This window comes from Micromonospora sp. WMMC273 (assembly GCF_027460285.1).
Classification (GTDB): Bacteria; Actinomycetota; Actinomycetes; order Mycobacteriales; family Micromonosporaceae; genus Micromonospora; species Micromonospora aurantiaca.
Genome location: NZ_JAPZBE010000001.1, coordinates 4,870,641 through 4,890,090 on the forward strand (window position 1 = coordinate 4,870,641; position 19,450 = coordinate 4,890,090).

Sequence of the window (19,450 nt, forward strand, 5' to 3'; positions counted from 1 at the left end):
GGCGGTCACCGTCCGGCGGGGCCCTCGCTCTCCAGCCGACCGGCGCGGGCGTGCAGCAGGTCGTGCACCTGCGCGATGTCCCGGGGTGAGGTGCGGGCCGCGAGCCAGTACATGATCCCGGTCGGGATGAAGAAGAGCTGGAAAGCGGCCAGCCCGACCGCGTAGTTCAGCGGCGGCGGGAACGCCGCCCGCAACCCGGCGAACGCCACCCCGACCAGCCCGTTGCCCGCCGCCCGGCCGACGCCGTTGACCAGGTTGCCCAGGCTGTAGACGGTGCCCCGGTGCTCGGGCGGGTTGACGTCGGCGATCAGGGCGAACCAGTTCGGCGAGTTCGCCGAGGTCAGCGCCAGCGCCACCACGGCGGTGAGCAGGCTCAGCCCCACCGACGGTTCGGTCAGCACGCTGGACAGCACGGCCGTGACCACCGCGCCGGAGCTGGCGCCGTCCGGCACGTCGATGCGGATCGGCACGAAGAACAGGACCAGGTAGAACGGCAGCGCCGCGAGGATGCCGACGGCCGCGACCACGGCCCGGCCACTCGGCGTACGCCGTTGCAGCGCGTCGCCCACCAGTCCGCCCACGATGGACAGCACGCCGCCGAGCTGGAACAGGGTGGCGAAGACGCTGCCCACCACCACGGCCGTGGCCGGTGAGTAGCCCTGCGCCTCGGCCCGCTGACTGAACAGCACCGGCAGCCAGACCAGCGAGCCGAACGCGGCCTGAGCGGTCAGCCCCTGCAGGATCAGCCAGCGGTTGGTCCGGCGGGCCAGGATCCGGGGCAGGTCGGCGCGGCTGATCCGGTAGTCGTACTCGTTCCCGGCGTCGATCGCCCCGGCCAGCTCCGGTTCGCTCTGCCCGCGCCGGATGTCGTAGGTGAACAGGTACGCCACTGTGGCGGCCAGGCCCACACCGGTCAGCAGCAGGAACGGCCGCCGCCAGTCGGTCGCGCCGAGGACGCCGCCGAGCAGCGTTCCGGCCAGCGTGCCGACGCCCTGCGACAGCCCCCAGAAGCTCATCACCAGGCCGCGGCGGCGCGGTGAGATCAGGTCGGTGACCACGGAGAAACCGACCGAGCCCACCGCGCCGAGCCCGACCGCGCCGACCAACTGCGCGATCAGGAACGTCGCGTACCCCCCGGCGAGCGCGCTGCCGGCGGTGCCGGCGGCCCACAGCAGCGTGCCGACCATGAGCAGCGGCTTGCGGTTGGTGCGGTCCCCCACGTACGCCCAGCCCACCGCCGCCACCGCGCTGACCAGGAAGCTGACGGCGGTGACCAGGCCGAGCATCCGCTGGGGTACGTCGAGGGCGGCGGAGATCGGCCCGTACAGCGGGGGCACCAGGCCGATCGCCACGTTGTCCAGCGAGGCGAGCACCACGAAGACCACGACGCTGTAGAACCGGTGTGCCGCGTTCCCGCGCCGGGAGATCCTGGTGCCCGTCATGCCGGGCAGCAAATCAGGTGCGGGTCACCTGCGCAGCACGACCCCCCGTACCGGCGTCATCCCCGCGCCTCGGCGTAGCGCTCGCGGATGGCGGGGACCGCCTCGCCCGTGTACTCCTCGGTGTCGCCGATGGACCAGGCGGGCGGGGTGTCGCCACCGAGCGCCACCCAGGCGGCCTGCCGGGCCGCGCCGTCCGCCACGTACTCGCCGGGCGGCGGCACCACCACCGGGCGGCCGAAGACCTGCGGCGCGATCCGGCGTACCGCAGCGGACCGGGCGCCGCCGCCGACCAGGATGATCCGGTCGGCGCGGGCGCCCTGCGCGATCAGCGCGTCCAGGCCGTCGGCCAGCCCGCAGAGCATGCCCTCCACCGCGGCCCGGGCCAGGTGCGCCGGGGTCGAGGTGCGCAGCGTCAGGCCCTTCAGCTCGCCGGTGGCGTGCGGCCGGTCCGGTGTCCGCTCCCCTTCCAGGTACGGCACCAGCACCAGCCCGTCCGCGCCGGGCGGGGCGGACAGGGCCAGTTCGCCGAGCGTGTCGAGGTCGACGCCGAGCAGCGTCGCGGCGGCGTCCAGCACCCGGGCCGCGTTGAGCGTGCACACGAGCGGCAGGAACCGGCCGGTGGCGTCGGCGAATCCGGCCACCGCGCCGCTGGGATCGGCGGCCGGCGTGTCCGCCACCGCGAACACGGTGCCGGAGGTGCCGATCGAGACGATCACGTCGCCCGGGCCGGCTCCGGCACCGAACGCCGCGGCGGCGTTGTCCCCGGTGCCCGGCCCGAGCAGGACCGGGCCGGACGCCGCGCCGTCGCCGAGCACGGCCGGGTCGAGGTGCCCGGCCGCCTCGGCCGGGCCGAGCACGACAGGCACCGTCACGCGCCGGCCGAAGGCCCGTTCCAGCAGGTCCAGCCGGTACTCGCCGGTGCGCGGCGACCAGTAGCCGGTGCCGCTGGCGTCGCCCCGGTCGGTGCGCAGCGCGTCCAGGCCGGGAGCACCGGCGAGCCGCCAGGTGAGCCAGTCGTGCGGCAGGCAGACGGCGGCGACCCGGTCGGCGTTGTCCGGCTCGTGCCGGGCCAGCCACCGCAGCTTCGTCGCGGTGAAGCTCGCCACCGGCACCGCGCCGGTCGCCTCGGCCCAGAACCGGCGGCCGGTCTCCCCGCCGCCGGCCTCCTCGACCAGGTCCCGGGCCGCGTCGGCGGACCGGGTGTCGTTCCACAGCAGCGCCGGCCGGACCACCTCACCGGAGGCGTCCAGGCAGACCATGCCGTGCTGCTGGCCGCCGACCGAGACGGCAGCCACGTCGGCCAGGCCGCCGGCCTCGGTCACCGCCGCCCGCAGGGCCTCCCACCAGGCGTACGGGTCGACCTCGGTGCCGGGCGGGTGCGGCGCGCGGCCCTGCCGGACCAGCGCGCCGGTCTCCGCGTCCCGGACGACCACCTTGCAGGACTGGGTCGACGAGTCGACCCCCGCGACGAGCGGCATGGCGGCCCGCCTCAGCGCGCGCCGAGCACGTGCTCGACGGCGAGCTGGTTGAGCCGGACGAAGCCGAAGCCCTTCGCCCCGGCGGCCTCCGGGTCGAACTCCTCGAACGCGGTCCGGTCGGCCAGCAGCTCGCGGTAGCCCTCACCGGGGTTGAGCGTCGGGGTGGCCAGCTCGGCCACCCGGGCGGCGGCGAGCGCCTCGATCACCTCCGGGTCGGCGCGGAACGCCGCGGCCCGCTCCTTGAGCAGCAGGTACGTGCGCATGTTCGCCTCGGCGGAGGCCCACACGCCGGTCATGTCCTCGGTGCGGGACGGCTTGTAGTCGAAGTGGCGCGGGCCGTCGTAGGCCGGGCCGCCGTTCGGGCCGCCGTGCTCCAGCAGGTCGACCAGGGCGAACGCGTTGAGCAGGTCGCCGTGGCCGAAGACCAGGTCCTGGTCGTACTTGATGCCGCGCTGGCCGTTGAGGTCGATGTGGAACAGCTTGCCCTGCCAGAGCGCCTGGGCGATGCCGTGGGCGAAGTTCAGCCCGGCCATCTGCTCGTGCCCGACCTCCGGGTTGAGCCCGACCATCTCCGGGCGGGCCAGGGTGGAGATGAAGCCGAGCGCGTGGCCGACGGTGGGCAGCAGGATGTCGCCGCGCGGCTCGTTCGGCTTGGGCTCCAGGGCGAAGCGCAGGTCGTAGCCGTTGTCGACGACGTACTCGCAGAGCAGGTCGACGGCTTCGCGGTAGCGGTCCAGCGCTGCCTGGACGTCCTTGGCGACGTCGTACTCGGCGCCCTCCCGGCCGCCCCACATGACGAACGTCTTGGCGCCCATCTCGGCGGCCAGGTCGATGTTGCGCAGCACCTTGCGCAGCGCGTACCGGCGCACGTCGCGGTCGTTGCTGGTGAAGCCGCCGTCCTTGAACACCGGGTGGTTGAACAGGTTGGTGGTGACCATCGGCACGACCAGGCCGGTCTCGTCGAGGGCCTTGCGGAAGCGGCTCAGCCGGGCGTCGCGGGTGGCGGCGTCCGCGCCGAACGGGACCAGGTCGTCGTCGTGGAAGGTGATGCCGTACGCGCCCAGCTCGGCGAGCCGGTGCACCGCCTCGACGGCGTCCAGCTCCGGGCGGGTGGCGTCGCCGAACGGGTCACGGGCCGGCCAGCCCACCGTCCAGAGACCGAAGGAGAACTTGTCCGCGGGGGTGGGGCGGGGTGCCATGGCAGACCTCCAGGTGGTGGTGTCGTCCGCGATTTGTTCAGCGGTTGAATTAAATGGCGGCGATGTGGCAGTGTCAAGAGGTGACAAGCACCAGCACCGCCGGGGCGGTCCGGCAGGGCAGCCTGCGCGAGTTGAACCTCGCGGTGGTGCTGCGGCGGATCGCCGCCGCCGACCGGCCGCCCTCGCGCGCCGGAATCGCCGCCGACACCGGCCTGACCCGGGCCACCGTCTCCGCCGTGGTGGACGACCTGATCGCCGGCCGGCTGGTCGCCGAGGCGGAGCCGGAGCCGCGTACCGGGGCGGGCCGCCCGGCCCGGGGCCTGGTGCTCGCCTCCGACGGCCCGGCCGGGCTCGGCCTCGAGGTGAACGTCGACTACCTGGCGGCCTGCGTGGTCGACCTGACCGGCGCGGTCCGGCACCACCTGGTCCGCCGCGCCGACCTGCGCCCGGTCTCCCCCGCCGACGCGCTCGCCCGGCTCGCCGCGCTGGCCGCCGAGGCGCGCGCCGCCGCCGTACGCGACGGGCTGACCCTGGCCGGCGCGGCGCTCGCCGTGCCGGGCCTGGTGGGCGACGGCGGCCTGGTCCGGCTCGCGCCGAACCTCGGCTGGCGGGACGTGGACGTGCCGGCCCTGCTCGCCGGGCACCCGCTGGCCGAGCCGGTCGACGGGGTGCCGCCGCTGGTGGTCGACAACGAGGCCAACCTGGCCGCCCTCGGCGAGTTGTACGCGGGCCCGGGCGGCACGCGCAGCTTCCTGCATGTCACCGGCGAGATCGGCATCGGCGCCGGGATCGTGCTCGACGGCGCGCTCTACCGGGGCGCGCGCGGCTGGAGCGGAGAGATCGGTCACTTCCCGGTGCAGCCGCAGGGGCGGCCGTGCCGCTGCGGCGGCCAGGGCTGCCTGGAGCGGTACGCGGGCCAGGAGGCGATCCTCGCCGCCGCCGGGCTGCCCGGCGCGGAACTGCCTGCTGACACCGCCGCCACCCGGCTCGCCGACCTGGCCGAGGCCGGTGACCCGGCCACGCTGACCGCCCTGACCGACGCCGGCACCGCCCTCGGGGTGGCGGTGGCGGGCGTGGTGAACCTGCTGGATCTGGACACCGTGGTGCTCGGGGGCGGATACGCCCGGCTCGCGCCCTGGCTGCGGCCGACGGTGGAGGCGGAGGTCTCGCGGCGGGTGCTCACCGCCGCCTGGGCACCGGTGACGGTGCGCCCGGCAGTGCTCGGGGCGCAGTCCGCCGCGGTCGGCGGAGCCGGCTCGGTGGTCCGCCGGATCGTCGACCGGCCGGTGGGCTGGCTGGCCCGGGCCGGCTGACCGGATGACCGGATGACCGGATGATCCTCGACGGGCATTCCGTGCCTGCGCTCGGTACGCTTGCCGCCAGGCAACCTGTCCGCCGAGTGAGGGGTGCACCGACAGCATGCGCACGGGTCGACCGACCGAAGCGCCCGGCCACCGGAGGTGACCGCCGCGCGCCGGGGCGGTGTCGCGGGGCCGGTCAGCGGCGGTGGACACGCTTCGCGGAGACGGCCCCGGCGGATTGCCGAGGCCGCGCTACCGGCTGACGACCATCTGGCCCGGGAACTGCTCGACGGGCTCGCCGAGGCGGTCGTGACAGTCGACCACGCGGGCGTGGTGACGCTCGTCAACGCGATGGCCGCCGACCTGCTCCCCGAGGTGGCGCCCGGCGTCGACCTGGCCGCGTGCCGGGTGCCGGCGCTGGCCGACGCGGCCACCGCCGGATCGGACGCGTTCGAGACCGACCACCACGGCCGGCGGCTGCGCGGCGTGCGGCGGCCCCTGGCCGACGACCGCAGCGCCTGGTACGTCCGCGACGTCACCGAGGAACACGCGCGTACCGACGCACTGCTGGCCGAACGGTCGCGCACCGCGTTCCTCGCCGAGGCGGGCAGCCGGCTCGGGCTGTCCCTGCACCGCGAGCAGACGCTGCGTACCGCGGTGACGCTGCCGGTGCCCTACCTGGCCGACGTCGCGGTGGTGGTGCACCGCCCGCCGCCGCCCGCCGAGGACCAGCCGCACTGGATCCGGTACGCCACCGGCGATTCCGGCCCGGTCACCGGCCTGGCCGGCTGGCCGACTGTGGAGTCCGTACCCGGCCTGGTCGAGGCGCTCGACGGCGACCTCACCGAACCGAGTCCCTGGCTGGATGCCGAGCTGGCCGACCTGGCCGAGGTGCTGCCCGCCGGGTTCGGCCGTCCGGGCACCGTGTTGATCAGCCCGATGCCGAGCGCCGGTGGGCCGGCCGGCGCGCTGGTGCTGGCCCGGCGCCCGGAGCGGCCCGGTTTCGACAGGCGGGAGATCGGCCTGGCCCGGGAGTTCGCCGGGCGGGCCGGCGCCGCGCTGGCCGCCGCCGAGCTGTACGGCGAGCAGGCCCACCTGGCCCGGGTGCTGCAGAACAGCCTGCTCCCGCCGGAGCTGCCGCGCCTGCGCGGGATGACGCTGGCCGGCGGTTATCGCGCCGCCGGGGACAGCCTGCGCATCGGCGGCGACTTCTACGACCTGTTCCCCACCGGCGACGGCGGCCTGTTCGCGCTCGGTGACGTCTGCGGCAAGGGCGTCGGCGCAGCAGTGCTGACCGGCCGGGTCCGCCAGTCGCTGCAGACCCTGCGCCTGGTCGAGCAGCGCCCCCGGGAGCTGCTGGAGCTGCTCAACCGGGCGCTGCTGGACGCCCCCGACGCGGCCCGCCGGGCCCAGTTCACCACACTCCTGCTGGGTGCGCTGCGCCGCGAGGCGGACGGCGGGCTGCTGGTACGACTCGCCGGTGGCGGGCACCCGTCCCCGCTCGTCGTCCGCGCCGGCGGCGAGGTGGAGACGGTCCGGGTGGGCGGCATGCCGGTGGGCGCGCTCACCGACGCCCGGTTCACCGGCACCGAGGTACGGCTGGCGCCGGGTGACCTGCTGCTGGCGTACACCGACGGGGTGACCGAGGCCCGCGGCGGCCCCACCGAGCCGGCCATGTTCGGCGACGCCCGGCTGCGTCAGGCGCTCGCCACCGGCACCGGGCTTCCGCCCGCCGCGCTCGTCGAGCGGGTGCTCCAGCTCGTCGACGAGTGGCTGGACGGGCAGCCCCACGACGACATCGCCATGCTCGCCGTGGCGGCCGGGTGACACCGCCGCCGCCGGACCCCCCCGCCCCCGCGGCCGGGCGCCGGATCGGGCCGGACACGCTCGCCGCGTACCTCGAGCACCTGGACGCCGCCGACCGGACCGGCGCGGTCACGCTGGCGCGCGGCCTGCTCGCGGACGGCTTCTCGGTCGCGGACGTCCTGGTCGACCTGGTCGCGGTGGCGCAGCGGGAGGTCGGCCGGCGCTGGCTCACCGGCTCGTGGAGCATCGCCCAGGAGCACGCCGCCACCCACGTCAGCGAGCAGGTGGTGGACGCGCTGGGCGCGACGGTCGGCCCACCGCGACGCGGGCACGTGGTGATGGCGTGCGTGGAGGGCGAGTGGCACGCGCTTGCCGCCCGCATCGTCACCGAGGTGGTCCGGGCGGCCGGCTGGCGGGTGACGTTCCTCGGCGCCAGCGTGCCGGCCCGGCACCTGGTCTCCTACCTGCACCAGACCGGTCCGGACGCGGTGCTGCTGAGCTGCGTGCAGCCGAACCGGCTGGTCCGGGCGGCGCGGATGGTGGAGGCCAGCCGGGCGGCCGGGGTGCCGGTGCTCGCCGGTGGTCCCGGCTTCGGCCCGGACGGCCGGTGGGCCACCGCGATCGGCGCGGCGGGCTGGGGCGCCAGCGCCCGGGACGCGGTGGAGCTGCTGGAGCGGCCGCTGTCTACCGAGCACACCGGCGCGCCGCCGCCCCCGCCCGACGACGCGTACGTGGCGGTGCTGCACCGGCGACGTGAGCTGGTGCGGCTCGCGCTCGCCGCGGTGGACCCGCCGCCGGAGAACGCCGAGGACGTCGCCGCCGGTATCGCGCACCTGGTGGACGCGCTGATCGCGGCCGTGCGGGTGGACGACGACCGGCTGCTGCGTGACTTCGTCGGATGGCAGGAGGAGGCGCTGACCTCCCGCGGCGGCCGGGCCCTGCTGGACCGGGTGCTCGACACGCTGGAACGGGCGCTGACCGAGCATCCCCGGGTGGTGGCCCGGCTGCGGGCCGCCCGCGAAGCGGTGCCGGACGATCCAGGCCACGCCGGCTGAGTCAGGCGGTACGGGCCACCGGAGTTTCGCCGGACGGCCGGGCCGGGTCGCCGATCCGTTCCCCGGAGGGTTGCAGCATCGGCCAGCCCTCCGCCACGGTGGCCTCCCCGCGCCGGCCCACCTCGTCGAACTCGCGCATGCCGCGTACCAGCGCGGCCCGGCCCTCCGGGCTCATCCCGGCCAGGATCCGCTCCAGCCGGTGCCGCCGGTCGGCACGCAGCTCGGCGAGGAGCCGGAGGGCGGCGGGCGTGAGGTGCAGCGAGATCTCCCGCCGGTCGTAGCGGCCCGGCTCGCGCTCCAGCATCCCGGCCGCGACCAGCCGGTCGCACAGCCGGCTGGCGGAGGAGAGCAACATGTCGGTGAGCGTGGCGAGACGGCGGAGGTTGATGCCGTCATACTGCTCGACGACCATGATCGCGCGTAGCTGGGCACTCGACAGCCGGCTGGTGGTGCGCTCCCGGGCCGCCTCCCAGACGGCGAGCAAGGTGCCTGCCGCCTCGTCCAGGGCGGCGGACATACTCGTTACAGGTTCCCGGGTACTGCGCTCTTCGGTCATGGTGGGGCCGAGACTACTCCCCGGATCTGCCCGGCGACCTGTGCAAAGGAGCAAAGATGAGCGGAGCGGAGGGCCGCGCTCGCCGGGTCCTGACCGAGGCGCCGACGGATCTCATCGTGGACCGGCTCGCCGCCGAGCTCGCGCGCACGTACGGCGTCACCCACACCGAGCTCTACCAGGTCGACTACCGGCTCGCCGAGCTGCTGCCGCTGGACGACGGGCCGTCGGTCACCGGGCCCGGCCACCCGGCCTGGCGCGCCTTCGACCACCAGGAGCCGGTGATCGCCGACGGCGTCGGCTGGTTCCCGGTGGGCATGCGCGGCGAACGCCGGGGCGTGCTGAAGGTCTCGCCGGTGCCCGCCGACCCGGACGCCCGCCGGGAGCTGGACACCATCGCCACGGTGCTCGGGCACGAACTGAGCGCGGTCATGGCGACCACCGACATCTACCGGACCGCCCGGCGCAGCCGGCGGCTCACGCTGGCCGCCGAGATGCAGTGGGAGCTGCTGCCCGGGCGCAGCCGGATCCGGCCGTCGTTCAGCCTGGCCGGGCAGCTGGAGCCGGCGTACGCGGTGCGCGGGGACAGCTTCGACTGGTCCGACGACGGGCACCGGCTCTGGCTGGCGGTGCTGAACGGCTACGGCGAGGGGGTGGCGGCGGCGCTGCTCGCCTCGCTGGCCACGTACGCGCTGCGTAACGCACGCCGGGCCGGGCTGGACCTGGCCGACCAGGCCGCGCTGGCCGACCAGGCCATCTACGCCCAGCACCGGGGCGAACAGCACGTCTCGGTGCTCCTGATCGAGCTGGACCTGGCCTCCGGCGAGATGACAGTGGTGGACGCCGGTTCGCCGCGGCTGCTGCGGCTGCGGAACGGCGAGGTGACCGAGCAGGAACTGGAGAAGCAGTTCCCGCTCGGCATGTTCGAGGGCACCGACTACCGCCCGCAGCGGTTCCGGCTGGAGCGCGAGGACCGGCTCTTCGTGGTCAGCGACGGCGTGATCGATGCCGCCACCGAGCAGGTGCGCTACGGCGAGGTGGCGCTGGACCGGTTCCTGCGCCGGACCGGCCCGATGGAGCCGCTGGACGCGGTCCGGTCGCTGATCGGCGACCTGCGCGCGTTCGTCGCCGGGGACCTGGTCGACGACGCGGTGGTGGTCTGCCTGGACTGGCTGGGGCCGCAGCCCTGACCCGCCCGGTCAGTACGCGCCGCGGCTGTTGACCACCGCGCCGAACGTCTTCCACAGGATGGTCAGGTCGGCGGCCAGCGACCAGTTCTCCACGTAGTAGAGGTCGAGCCGGATGCCGTCCTCCCAGCTCAGGTCGGACCGGCCGCTGACCTGCCAGAGGCCGGTCATGCCGGGCTTGACCAGCAGCCGGCGTGCCACGTCGCCGTCGTAGCGGGCCACCTCGGACGGCAGCGGCGGGCGCGGGCCGACCAGGCTCATCTGGCCGAGCAGGACGTTTGCGAGCTGGGGCAGCTCGTCCAGCGACCACTTGCGCAGCAGCCGGCCGACCCGGGTGACGCGCGGGTCGTCGCGCATCTTGAACATCAGGCCGTCGGTCTCGTTGCGCGCGGCAAGCTCGGCGAGCAGGGCGTCGGCGTTGACCACCATGGTGCGGAACTTGAAGACGCCGAACTCCTCGCCGCCCTGGCCGACGCGGGTCTGCCGGAACAGCACCGGACCACGGCTGTCGATCTTGATGGCGAGCGCGATCACGATCAGCAGCGGCGCCAGCACGAGCAGCGCGATCGACGAGATCGACCTGTCGACGAAGCCCTTTACCAGCTTGCGGGCGCCGCGGAACTCGGGTGCCTCGACGTGGATCAGCGGCAGGCCGGCGACCGGGCGGGTGTGGATGCGGGGGCCGGCCACGTCGGTGAGCGCCGGCGCCACCACCAGGTCGACGCCGGTGCCCTCCAGCTGCCAGCCGAGGCGGCGCAGCCGCGTCGCGGTCAGCTCGCCGGAGGCGGTGACCGCCACGGTGTCGGCGCCGATCGCGGTGGCCGCCTCCGGGATGCCGCGGAAGCTGCCGACCACGGGCACGTCGCCCAGGCGTTGCGGCACCGGGGCGAGCAGCGCGTCCGGGATGCACGCGCCGACCACCTGGTAGCCGGCGTACGGTTCCCGGCGCAGCGTGTGCACCAGCTCCAGCACGTGTGCGGTGTCGCCCACCACGAGCACCTTGCGGGACCAGCCGGCGCCCCGGTCGCGGGCCCGGTGCAGCCGCTTGCGGGCCGCGAACCGCGCCACCTCCAGGCCGATCGTGCCGACCGCGAAGGAGATGGCCAGGAAGCCCCGGGAGACGCCGACGTCGGCGATGTACCCGGCGATGGCGATGCCGCCGGCGAGTCGCATGCTGGCCGCGCTGACCCGCCGGTACTCGTCGGCGCCGTAGCCGAGCACCTGGTCGTCGTAGCACCGCATCGCCTTGAGCGAGACGAGCCAGACCAGCAGCAGCGCCGGGGCGACCACCACGTACGGGATCTCGGAGCCGGTCGGTTCCTCGTCGCCGAACCGAGCCAGGTAACCGACCAGGATGGCCACCGCGAGCACGGCGGTGTCCAGCACCACCAGGACCCGGATGTAGGCCCGCTCCGCCGCTCGCGTCGTCTTGCCCGGGCGTTCACCACCGGGTCGCGACGACGTGGCAGGGGTCAACAGCGTCGCCGAGGTCACCGGCCCTCCCCACTTCGCTCAGGACCGCCCCGTCCCCGCCCGGCTCCGGTGTGGAGCCCACGGTCGAGGCACCCGGTCATCATGCCTGGACAATTATGGTTACCGATTGATTCGGACGCATTACCGTCAGTTCTCATCCCGTGTCTTGACCCGGGAAGCCTTCCGCCGTACCGGATTTCCGGTACGGCGGAAGACTAGCGCTGAGCTTCAGGTCAGCGGGGAGCGGGCGGCCGCAGCGCGATCGCCCGGAGGAAGATCTCGCCGATCTTGCTGGGGTCGGTGGTGACGAACGCGCCGCCGCCGGTGACCTTGGTGATCGACTCCAGCTCGGCCCGGTTCACCTCGGTGCCGATGCCGATGATGACGACCTGGACCGGCTGCTCGTCGTCCTTCAGCTTCTTCAGCTGGTCCAGCAGTTCCTTCTGCGAGATGCCGTTGTCGTCCTCGTTCTTGCCGTCGGTGAACAGCACGATCGAGTTGACCTTGCCCGGCTCCCAGTCCTGCTGCACCTTCTTGTACGCCGCGAGCATCGTGTCGTACAGGCCGGTGTCGCCGCTGGAGGGCTTGATCGAGGCCAGGCCGCGCTGGAGGGCGCCCCGGTTGCTGGACAGAGGCTTTATTCCGACCAACTCGCTCCAGTCCTGTGAGCCCTGCAGGTTGGTGGAGAACGTCCAGAGGCCGATCGACCAGGAGTCGTCGAACAGCCCGAGGCCCTGGCTCGCGGCGGCCACCGTGACCTGCTCCCGGCTGGCGCCGTTGGCGGTCGCGACCGGCTTCTTCATCGAGCCGGAGACGTCGATGACGCAGAGCATCCGGCCGGACTGGGTGGCCACCGACCAGGTGGTGGTGGCGGTCGAGATGGCACCGGGGTCGAGGTCGGCCGCGCCGCCCTGGCCCGACGGCGGCACCTGACGCTCGCCGCCGTTGGCCGGGCTCGGCGCGCCGGTCGGCGCCTGGAAACCCCGGCCCCAGTTGCCGTCCGGCGCGCGCAGCGCCTGCGCGGCGAGCCGGTCCTTGAAGCCCGGCGTACGCAGCACCTCGAAGAGCACCTTGGCGGCGGACGCCTTGGCCGGCTCGATGCCGGGCAGCACCGCGAACGGGTAGTCCAGCGAGATCGGCGGCGGCTGCAGGTACAGCGCGGCGAGCCGGATCGGCGGCTTGGTGCTGTTGTAGGCGATCACGTCCTCCTCGGACAGCGCCGCCGCCCCCAGCCCGTTGGCGATCGCCGTCGGGTCGGAGGAGCGCGGGAACCGCGCGAGGAGGTCCTGCCGCAGCGAGGACCGGTTGGTGGCAAGGGCCCGCAGCGCGCCGACCATCGCCTCCTGTGCCTTCGGCGAGCCGGACTCGCCGGCGGAACTGGCCGCGGCGGTCAGCGACAGCAGGCCGGACAGGCCGGCCGCGTCCTGGGTCGGCTCGACGATCCCGGCCCGCAGCGGCTTGCTGGCGGTGACCTGGGTGAGCAGGTCGGACCAGCGGAGTTCCTTGTCCGGCCACCCTATGCGGGAGGCCACCGGCTCGGGCAGCGCCACCACGACCGGGCTGCGTGCGATGGACGCGCCGTTGGTCGGCGCGAACGCGCTGGCCCCGCCGCTCTTGAGCCGGACCAGCCAGGTCGAGGAGTCCGGCACCCAGACGTCGGGGGTGACGGCGGTGCCGCTGGCCTGCCCGACGCCGGCGAGCGTGGCACCGTGCTTGCTCGCCACCGCGGCGGCCACCTCGACCGGCTCGGCCGAGGAGACGTTGACCGCGATGCAGGTTCCGCCCACCGCGGCGCCGTCGGAGACCCACTGGTCGGCGGCGGCGCGCACCGCGGGGGCGATCTCCGGGGCGGTCGCCACCGACAGCTCGACGCGGCCCGAACAGTTCGGGCCGGCCAGCTGCTGGTAACCGAACCAGGAGCCGGCTACGACGGCGACCAGGGCGGCCGCCACGGCGGCGGCACCTGCTCCGCGGAGGTGAGAACGCATGCGATGGCGGCCAGACACGGTGACCATCTTGCGTACCTCGTGGGGTTACCACCACAACCGTTCGGACGAAAGTTACGCAGCAGAAACAGTTGATCAGCTAACCCATACGCTAAGTTACCAGTCAGTCATTTATGGTGATGTCAATCCACTTCGGACTTTCACTTGGTGACCGTCCGGTCACGGCCGGACGCACGTCGGGCTCGCCATCGGCACCGGTTCCCCCACCGGCTCCGGCACCCCGCCGTCCGGATCGACCCGGAAGATCCTGATCATGTCGGCCCGCTCGTCGGCCACGTACAGGTGCTCCCCGGCGAACGCGAAGTGCCGCGGCCACTCGCCGCCGGTGTCGACCTCGGCCACCAGCTCCGGCGCCGGGCCGTCGAGCGCGAAGACAGCGATCGTGCCCACGCCGCGGTTGCCCACGTAGAGGAAACGCCCGCCCGGTCCGACAGTCACCTCGGAGGGCTGGACGTGCCCGGTCCGGCCGCTGGCGTCGACACGCGTCCGCTGCCGCGGCCCGTCCGGCGTCAGCTCGTACGCGGTGACGGTGGCGTCCAGCTCGCCGACCAGCCAGCAGCGCCGCCCGTCCGGGTGCCGGGCCAGGTGCCGGGGACCGGTTCCGGGCGCCGTCCGCAGCCTCGGCTCCCGCTCGGCCAGCCGGCCGGTGGCGTCGTCGACGTCGTACCGGTAGACCGAGTCGGTGCCCAGGTCGACGGCGAGCAGCCCGCCGCCGGCCGGGTCGGGCGAGACCATGTGGCAGTGCGCGTGCTCCTGCCGCTGCGGGTCGGCTCCCTGGCCGGAGTGCCGGACCAGGTCGGCGCGCTCCCCCGGCACGCCGTCGGCGTCCAGGCCGAACACCGCCACGCTGCCGCCGCCGTAGTTCGCCACGAACAGGTGCCGCCCGTCCGGGGCGACGGACACGTGGCACGGCTCCGCGCCGCCGGTCTCGCGGACGCCCAGCGGTGCGAGGTAGCCGTCCGGGGCCACCCGGAACGCGCTCACCTGACCGTCGGGCAGCTCGTTGCACGCGTACAGCACCGGCAGCGCCGGATGCCGCACCAGGAACGACGGCGACGGGGTGACCGCCACGACGCCCAGCGGGGTCAGTTCCCCGGTCGCCCGGTCCCGCCGGGCCGCCACGACGCCCTCGGCCCGCCCGCCCGTCTCCGCCGTGTAGCCGCCGATGTGGACGATCTCGTCCTGCCCGGTCACCGCACCCACCTCTCGTCGGTCCTGCCTGCGATCCAACCAGAGGCTTCCCGGTGGCGCGCCCGGTCAGTCCCACCAGGCCCGACGGATCGGGTACGGCGTGCTCAGCCCACCGGCACCGGCTCGCCGCGCTGCCGCGCCACGTGCTCGACGAGCGAGATCAGCACCAGCTTGCCGGACTGCCGGTCCCGGGCGTCGCAGAGCACCAGCGGGACGTCCGGGTCCAGGTCCAGCGCGTCGCGGACCGCCTCCATGCCGAACCGGCGGGAACCCTCGAAGCAGTTGACGCCCACCACGAACGGGATGCCCCGCTGCTCGAAGTAGTCGATCGAGGGGAAGCAGTCGGCCAGCCGCCGGGTGTCGGCGAGCACCACCGCACCGAGCGCGCCGAACGCCAGCTCGTCCCAGAGGAACCAGAACCGGTCCTGGCCCGGGGTGCCGAACAGGTAGACCTGAAGGTCGTCGTTGATGGTGATCCGGCCGAAGTCCATCGCCACCGTCGTGGTCGACTTCTGCTCGACCCCGGAGACGTCGTCGGTGCCGAGCCCGGCCCCGGTCAGGACCTCCTCGGTCTGCAACGGCCGGACCTCACTCAACGCGCTGACCAGCGTCGTCTTTCCGGCGCCGAAGCCACCGGCGATGAGGATCTTCAAAGCCAGCGGCACTCGTGGCGCCCCCGGCTCCCGGTCATAGCGCACGGAGTCCACTGACCACCGCCTTGAGGATGTTGTCGTCGGGCAGGTACGCGGTGGCCGGTGGCCGGTGCACCGCGACGAGCTCATGGGCGAGGAGGTCGCCGAGCAGCACCCGGACCACGCCGACGGCGAGGTCCAGGTCGGCGGCGAGGTCGGCCACGGCCTTCGGCCGCCGGGCCAGCTCGATCAGGCGGCGGTGCTCCGGCTGGAGACCGGGCGTGCCGGCCGGGTCCGCGCCGCTGGTGGCGAGCACGAACGCCAGCAGGTCGAAGCCGTCGACCGGCGGGCGCACCCGGCCGCCGGTGAGCGTGTACGGGCGCACCACCGGTCCGGCGTCGGCGTCCAGCCACTCGTGCTGCGGTCCCGGCGACTCAGCGCGCATCGGTCCGCTCCCCCGCCACCCGGCTCGGCGCGGCCAGGTTCTCCCCGACCCGGATGACGAGCATCGCCATCTCGTACGCCACCAGGCCGATGTCGGCGTCGGCGTCGCTCGCCACGGCGAGGCAGGCGCCCTGCCCGGCGGCGGTCACGAACAGGTAGGCCGACTCCATCTCCACCACGGTCTGACGGACCGCGCCGCCGCCCAGGTGCCGGGTGGCGCCCTTGGCCAGCCCGGAGAAGCCGGACGCCAGCGCGCACAGGTGTTCCGCGTCGGTGCGGTCCTGGTCGGTGGAGGCGCCGAGCAGGAGCCCGTCCGCCGAGAGCACCACCGCCTGACGGGCGGCGGGAACGCGCTCCACCAGGTCGTCGAGCAGCCAGTCGAGATCGGCGTTCTGCCGCGTCGTGTGCACCACTAGGCGTCCCTCTCAGTCGCGGTTCGTTGGTCCGGCGCCGGCGGGGCGGGCTGAACGGCCGGCCCCGCGGTGGTGGACGGCGTACCGGTGTCACGCGTTTCGGTGGCGGGGGTGGCCGGATCGGTTCCGGCGGCGCGGGAGCCGTCCCGGCGCCCGCGCGCGGTGCCGGCCTGCAACGCCGACATGGCCCGGCGGGCCTCCTCCGGGGTGCGGTGGGCCGGGGTGTCGGCGACGGCGGCGCGAGGACGCGCGGTCGCGCCGCGGCGCCGGATCCGGCGGGGCAGGCCGTCGTCGTCGGCGGGTGGCTCCACCGTCGAGGCCCGTGCCGACTGCAGCGGGACGACTGTGCTCTCCGACCGGTCCCGGCCCGGCCGGACCGGCCGCCCCGGCCGCGGCACGGTGGTCAGCCGGGTCACCTTGGCCAGGCGCCGCCGTTCCGGCCCGGCGGAGGCGTCCGCGCCCACCGGCGGCTCGTCGGTGATCAGTTCCGACGGTACGAACACCGCGGCCACGATCCCGGCCGGGCGGGACGGCCGCAGCTCCACCCGGACGCCGTGCCGGGCGGCCAGGCGCGCCACCACGAACAGCCCCAGCCGGGCGCTGCCGGCCGGGTCGAACTCCGGTGGCTCGGCCAGCTTGCGGTTGGCCTCGGCCAGGGCCGGCGCGGACATGCCCAGCCCTCGGTCGAGGATCTCGACGGTGTAGCCGCCCGGGACGCTCCGGCCGGTGACGTCCACCCGGGTGCCGGGCGGGGAGAACGTGGTCGCGTTCTCGATCAGCTCGGCGAGCAGGTGGATCACGTCGCCGACGGCGCGGCCCAGCACCCCGGCCGGTGCCACCTCGCCCACGTCGACCCGGTCGTACGCCTCGACCTCGGAGATCGCGCCGCGCATCACGTCGACGGCGGCGACCGGCCGGCGCCAGCCGCGTCCGGGCGCGGCCCCGGCGAGGATTACCAGGTCCTCGGCGTGCCGCCGCAGCCGCGTCGCCAGGTGGTCGACCTGGAACAGCCCGGCCAGCTCGTCCGGATCCTCGGTACGCCGTTCCAGCCGGTCCAGCAGCGCCAGTTGCCGGTGCACCAGCCCCTGGCTGCGCCGGGCCAGGTTGAGGATCACCTCGTTGAAGCCCCGGCGCAGCGTCACCTCGTCGACAGCGGCCCGGACCGCGGTCCGGCGTACCTCGTTGAAGGCGCGCGCCACCTGGCCGATCTCGTCGCCGCCGTGGTCCAGCTCGGGCGCCTCCCGGGCCACGTCGACCTCCTCGCCCCGGCGCAGCCGCGCGACCACGTCGGGCAGCCGGCGTTCGGCCACCTCGGTCGCGGCCGCCCGTACGCCGCTCAGCCGCTGCGCCAGCGACCGGCCGACCCGCAGCGCCACCAGCACGCACACCACGATCGCGACCAGGCCCAGCACACCGGCGGCGGCGAGCTGGACGAGGATCCGGGTGGCCATCGGCACCGACCGCTCGGCGAGGGCGTCCGCGCCGCGCAGCTCGAAGTCGCGCAGGCTCTGCCACACCTCGGCGTGGCCGGTCTCCCACGCCCGCATGTCGAACCGGGCGGGCAGCCCGGGCGAGCGGATCAGGCTGTCCTGGAGCGCGCGCAGCCGGAGGAACCCGGCGCCCTCGGTCATCCGCTGGTAGGCGGTCCGCTCCCCGGCCGGCAGGTCGGCGACCGCCGTCTCGGCCAGGAAACGCTGGTTCTCCACTGTGCGTACCAGTTGCTCGTGCTCGCCGTCGGCGTACCGCCCGGCCGTGACGGCGCCGGCCAGCAGCGCGTCGGCCTGCCCGAGCAGCTCCCGGGAGCGGCCCAGCGCGGTCAGCGCGGTGGCCTCCCGGTTGAGCTGCGCGTCGGGCAGCGCGGCCATCGCGCCGAACGCCTGGAACGCCGAGCCGATCATCCCGCTGTAGAGGCCGACGGCGCCGGCCCGGTCCACCTTGCGGTCGTCGATGAACGCGCGTCCGGCGGGCAGCGCGTCGAGCGCCGAGACGAGTTGGTCGAGCCGGTTGTCGAGCTGGGCGTCGGCGACGTCGCGCAGGTCGCCGCCGTCGACCTTGCGGCGCAGCTCGACGATCGCGTCGTCGGTGCGTACCCGCTGCTCGGTCAGCTCGGGGAGGGCGCGGTCGCCGGCGAGCTGGACCACCGACAGCCGCCGCTCGCGTTGCAGCTCGGCCACCACGGCCTCGCCGGGACGGCCCAGGTCGTAGAGGAGGGTACGCGCGGAGAGCAGATCGAGCGCGGGCCCGAAGGTGAGCGTGGTGGCGAAGATCCACAGGGCCAGCAGCCCGGTCACCGGGCCGATGACCAGCGCGGTCAGCTTGGCGCGGATCGGCCAGTCACGGGTGTTCAATCAGACCTCGCCCGGGAAGGTGTCGCTCGGTGGCGCCGGCAGCGGCCGTCACGTTCGCCGGCCACGACGCCGGGCCCCGGCCCGGACGCCTTGGGCAGGATACGTAATCCGGGGCGGATGCACTACCGGCCGTCTCGGCTCTCACTACGGTCCGAGACGGGCACGGCGGGCGCAGTCGGACACCGGTCCGGCACCGGACGGCGGTCGCGACACCGCGCCTATTTCCAGAAGCGGGGCGGAAAGTGCCGCACAACGGGATTGGCGATCACCCGCACGAGGGAATACCAGCGTGCGAAGGAGGAGCCATGTCGTCCACCCAGGTAGTCGTCATAGTCATCGTCGTCGCCGTCATCGCCGCGCTCGTCGCGGTCGCCGTGGTCGCCAGCCGCCGCCGGGCGCTGCGCGAGCGCTTCGGCCCCGAGTACGACCGGGTCGTCGCCGAGCAGGACAGCCGCAGCGCCGCCGAGCGCGAGCTGCGGGAACGCGAACGCCGGCACGCCGAGCTGGAGCTGACCCCGCTGAGCCCCGAGTCCCGGGCCCGCTACGCCGCCGCCTGGGAGGAACTCCAGGTGCGCTTCGTCGACTCCCCCGCGGAGACCGTCGGCGAGGCCGACGAGCTGGTCAGCCGTCTGATTGCCGAGCGCGGTTACCCCACCGGGGACTTCTCGGACCAGATCGCCCACCTCTCCGTCGAGCACGCCCGCACCCTCACCCACTACCGCGACGCCCACGAGATCCGGCAGCGCAACGAGCGCGGTGAGGCCGGCACCGAGGACCTCCGGCAGGCGCTCGTGCACTACCGGGCCCTCTTCGCCGACCTGCTCGGCGAGGAGCCGGTGCCCATGTCCACGCAGCAGCCGGAGCAGCGCCACCCCGACCACGACCACGACCACGACGTCCCGAGCCGCTGAGGAGGCCGCCG

At 74.5% G+C, this 19,450-nt stretch carries 16 protein-coding genes; 5 read left to right on the forward strand and 11 right to left on the reverse strand.

Features of this window, described 5'->3' with window-relative positions:
- Positions 1-5 precede the first annotated feature (5 nt).
- From O7611_RS22555 to xylA, 3 genes are read right to left on the reverse strand one after another with little or no spacing between them, the layout of a single operon-like run.
- Positions 6-1,442 (reverse strand): MFS transporter, encoded by a 1,437-nt coding sequence (locus O7611_RS22555; protein ID WP_269697527.1) that lies wholly within the window; start codon positions 1,440-1,442, stop codon positions 6-8.
- A gap of 56 nt (positions 1,443-1,498) precedes the next feature.
- The gene (gene xylB, locus O7611_RS22560) at positions 1,499-2,920 is read right to left on the reverse strand and encodes a xylulokinase (protein WP_194800660.1); all 1,422 of its coding nucleotides are present in this window, start codon (positions 2,918-2,920) and stop codon (positions 1,499-1,501) included.
- Positions 2,921-2,931: 11 nt separating this feature from the next.
- Complete coding sequence (gene xylA / locus O7611_RS22565; protein WP_194800659.1) at positions 2,932-4,119, reverse strand: xylose isomerase; 1,188 nt, start codon at positions 4,117-4,119, stop codon at positions 2,932-2,934.
- Between the two features lie 53 nt (positions 4,120-4,172).
- Between xylA and O7611_RS22570 the strand changes: the two genes are divergently transcribed.
- The 3 genes from O7611_RS22570 (at position 4,173) to O7611_RS22580 (ending at position 8,281) form a co-directional block, all read left to right on the forward strand.
- Entirely contained in the window at positions 4,173-5,432 is a 1,260-nt protein-coding gene (locus O7611_RS22570) for an ROK family protein (protein ID WP_269697528.1), read from the forward strand.
- Between the two features lie 147 nt (positions 5,433-5,579).
- Positions 5,580-7,247: a PP2C family protein-serine/threonine phosphatase gene (locus O7611_RS22575; protein ID WP_269697529.1), complete on the forward strand. Its 1,668-nt coding sequence runs from the start codon at positions 5,580-5,582 to the stop codon at positions 7,245-7,247.
- Positions 7,244-8,281 (forward strand): cobalamin B12-binding domain-containing protein, encoded by a 1,038-nt coding sequence (locus O7611_RS22580; protein WP_269697530.1) that lies wholly within the window; start codon positions 7,244-7,246, stop codon positions 8,279-8,281. Before O7611_RS22575 ends, O7611_RS22580 begins: the two co-directional genes overlap by 4 nt.
- A 1-nt stretch (position 8,282) precedes the next feature.
- Here O7611_RS22580 and O7611_RS22585 read toward each other — a convergent pair whose 3' ends face one another.
- On the reverse strand, positions 8,283-8,798 hold the full coding sequence (locus tag O7611_RS22585) for a MarR family winged helix-turn-helix transcriptional regulator (RefSeq protein ID WP_194800656.1): 516 nt from the start codon (positions 8,796-8,798) through the stop codon (positions 8,283-8,285).
- 95 nt (positions 8,799-8,893) lie between these two features.
- On the opposite strand from O7611_RS22585, the gene O7611_RS22590 reads away from it, so the two are divergent.
- Positions 8,894-10,024: a PP2C family protein-serine/threonine phosphatase gene (locus O7611_RS22590; protein ID WP_269697531.1), complete on the forward strand. Its 1,131-nt coding sequence runs from the start codon at positions 8,894-8,896 to the stop codon at positions 10,022-10,024.
- A 9-nt stretch (positions 10,025-10,033) separates the two neighbouring features.
- On the opposite strand, the gene O7611_RS22595 is transcribed toward O7611_RS22590, so the two are convergent.
- The 7 genes from O7611_RS22595 to O7611_RS22625 form a co-directional block, all read right to left on the reverse strand.
- The gene (locus O7611_RS22595) at positions 10,034-11,515 is read right to left on the reverse strand and encodes a sugar transferase (protein ID WP_135241737.1); all 1,482 of its coding nucleotides are present in this window, start codon (positions 11,513-11,515) and stop codon (positions 10,034-10,036) included.
- Positions 11,516-11,727: 212 nt separating this feature from the next.
- Positions 11,728-13,482 carry a VWA domain-containing protein gene (locus O7611_RS22600; protein ID WP_269697532.1) on the reverse strand — a complete coding sequence of 585 codons (1,755 nt, stop codon included), beginning with the start codon at positions 13,480-13,482 and terminating at the stop codon, positions 11,728-11,730.
- Between the two features lie 177 nt (positions 13,483-13,659).
- Positions 13,660-14,694 carry a lactonase family protein gene (locus O7611_RS22605; RefSeq protein WP_269697533.1) on the reverse strand — a complete coding sequence of 345 codons (1,035 nt, stop codon included), beginning with the start codon at positions 14,692-14,694 and terminating at the stop codon, positions 13,660-13,662.
- 101 nt (positions 14,695-14,795) lie between these two features.
- Positions 14,796-15,398: a GTP-binding protein gene (locus tag O7611_RS22610; protein ID WP_194800652.1), complete on the reverse strand. Its 603-nt coding sequence runs from the start codon at positions 15,396-15,398 to the stop codon at positions 14,796-14,798.
- A complete protein-coding gene (locus O7611_RS22615; protein WP_194800651.1) occupies positions 15,379-15,768 on the reverse strand; it encodes a DUF742 domain-containing protein in 390 nt (129 codons plus the stop codon). The genes O7611_RS22610 and O7611_RS22615 overlap by 20 nt, the downstream gene beginning before the upstream one ends.
- Entirely contained in the window at positions 15,758-16,180 is a 423-nt protein-coding gene (locus O7611_RS22620) for a roadblock/LC7 domain-containing protein (protein WP_013288181.1), read from the reverse strand. The genes O7611_RS22615 and O7611_RS22620 overlap by 11 nt, the downstream gene beginning before the upstream one ends.
- Positions 16,180-18,528: a sensor histidine kinase gene (locus O7611_RS22625; RefSeq protein ID WP_194800650.1), complete on the reverse strand. Its 2,349-nt coding sequence runs from the start codon at positions 18,526-18,528 to the stop codon at positions 16,180-16,182. The genes O7611_RS22620 and O7611_RS22625 overlap by 1 nt, the downstream gene beginning before the upstream one ends.
- A 305-nt stretch (positions 18,529-18,833) precedes the next feature.
- On the opposite strand from O7611_RS22625, the gene O7611_RS22630 reads away from it, so the two are divergent.
- Positions 18,834-19,439 (forward strand): hypothetical protein, encoded by a 606-nt coding sequence (locus O7611_RS22630; protein ID WP_194800649.1) that lies wholly within the window; start codon positions 18,834-18,836, stop codon positions 19,437-19,439.
- Positions 19,440-19,450 lie beyond the last annotated feature (11 nt).

What these genes read in the sequence shown, in the direction of transcription:
- O7611_RS22555 (WP_269697527.1), bottom strand. Translation starts at nt 1,442, where the DNA reads ATGACGGGCACCAGGATCTCCCGGCGCGGGAACGCGGCACACCGGTTC.
- xylB (WP_194800660.1), bottom strand. Translation starts at nt 2,920, where the DNA reads ATGCCGCTCGTCGCGGGGGTCGACTCGTCGACCCAGTCCTGCAAGGTG.
- xylA (WP_194800659.1), bottom strand. Translation starts at nt 4,119, where the DNA reads ATGGCACCCCGCCCCACCCCCGCGGACAAGTTCTCCTTCGGTCTCTGG.
- O7611_RS22570 (WP_269697528.1), top strand. Translation starts at nt 4,173, where the DNA reads ATGGCGGCGATGTGGCAGTGTCAAGAGGTGACAAGCACCAGCACCGCC.
- O7611_RS22585 (WP_194800656.1), bottom strand. Translation starts at nt 8,798, where the DNA reads ATGTCCGCCGCCCTGGACGAGGCGGCAGGCACCTTGCTCGCCGTCTGG.
- O7611_RS22590 (WP_269697531.1), top strand. Translation starts at nt 8,894, where the DNA reads ATGAGCGGAGCGGAGGGCCGCGCTCGCCGGGTCCTGACCGAGGCGCCG.
- O7611_RS22600 (WP_269697532.1), bottom strand. Translation starts at nt 13,482, where the DNA reads ATGCGTTCTCACCTCCGCGGAGCAGGTGCCGCCGCCGTGGCGGCCGCC.
- O7611_RS22615 (WP_194800651.1), bottom strand. Translation starts at nt 15,768, where the DNA reads ATGCGCGCTGAGTCGCCGGGACCGCAGCACGAGTGGCTGGACGCCGAC.
- O7611_RS22630 (WP_194800649.1), top strand. Translation starts at nt 18,834, where the DNA reads ATGTCGTCCACCCAGGTAGTCGTCATAGTCATCGTCGTCGCCGTCATC.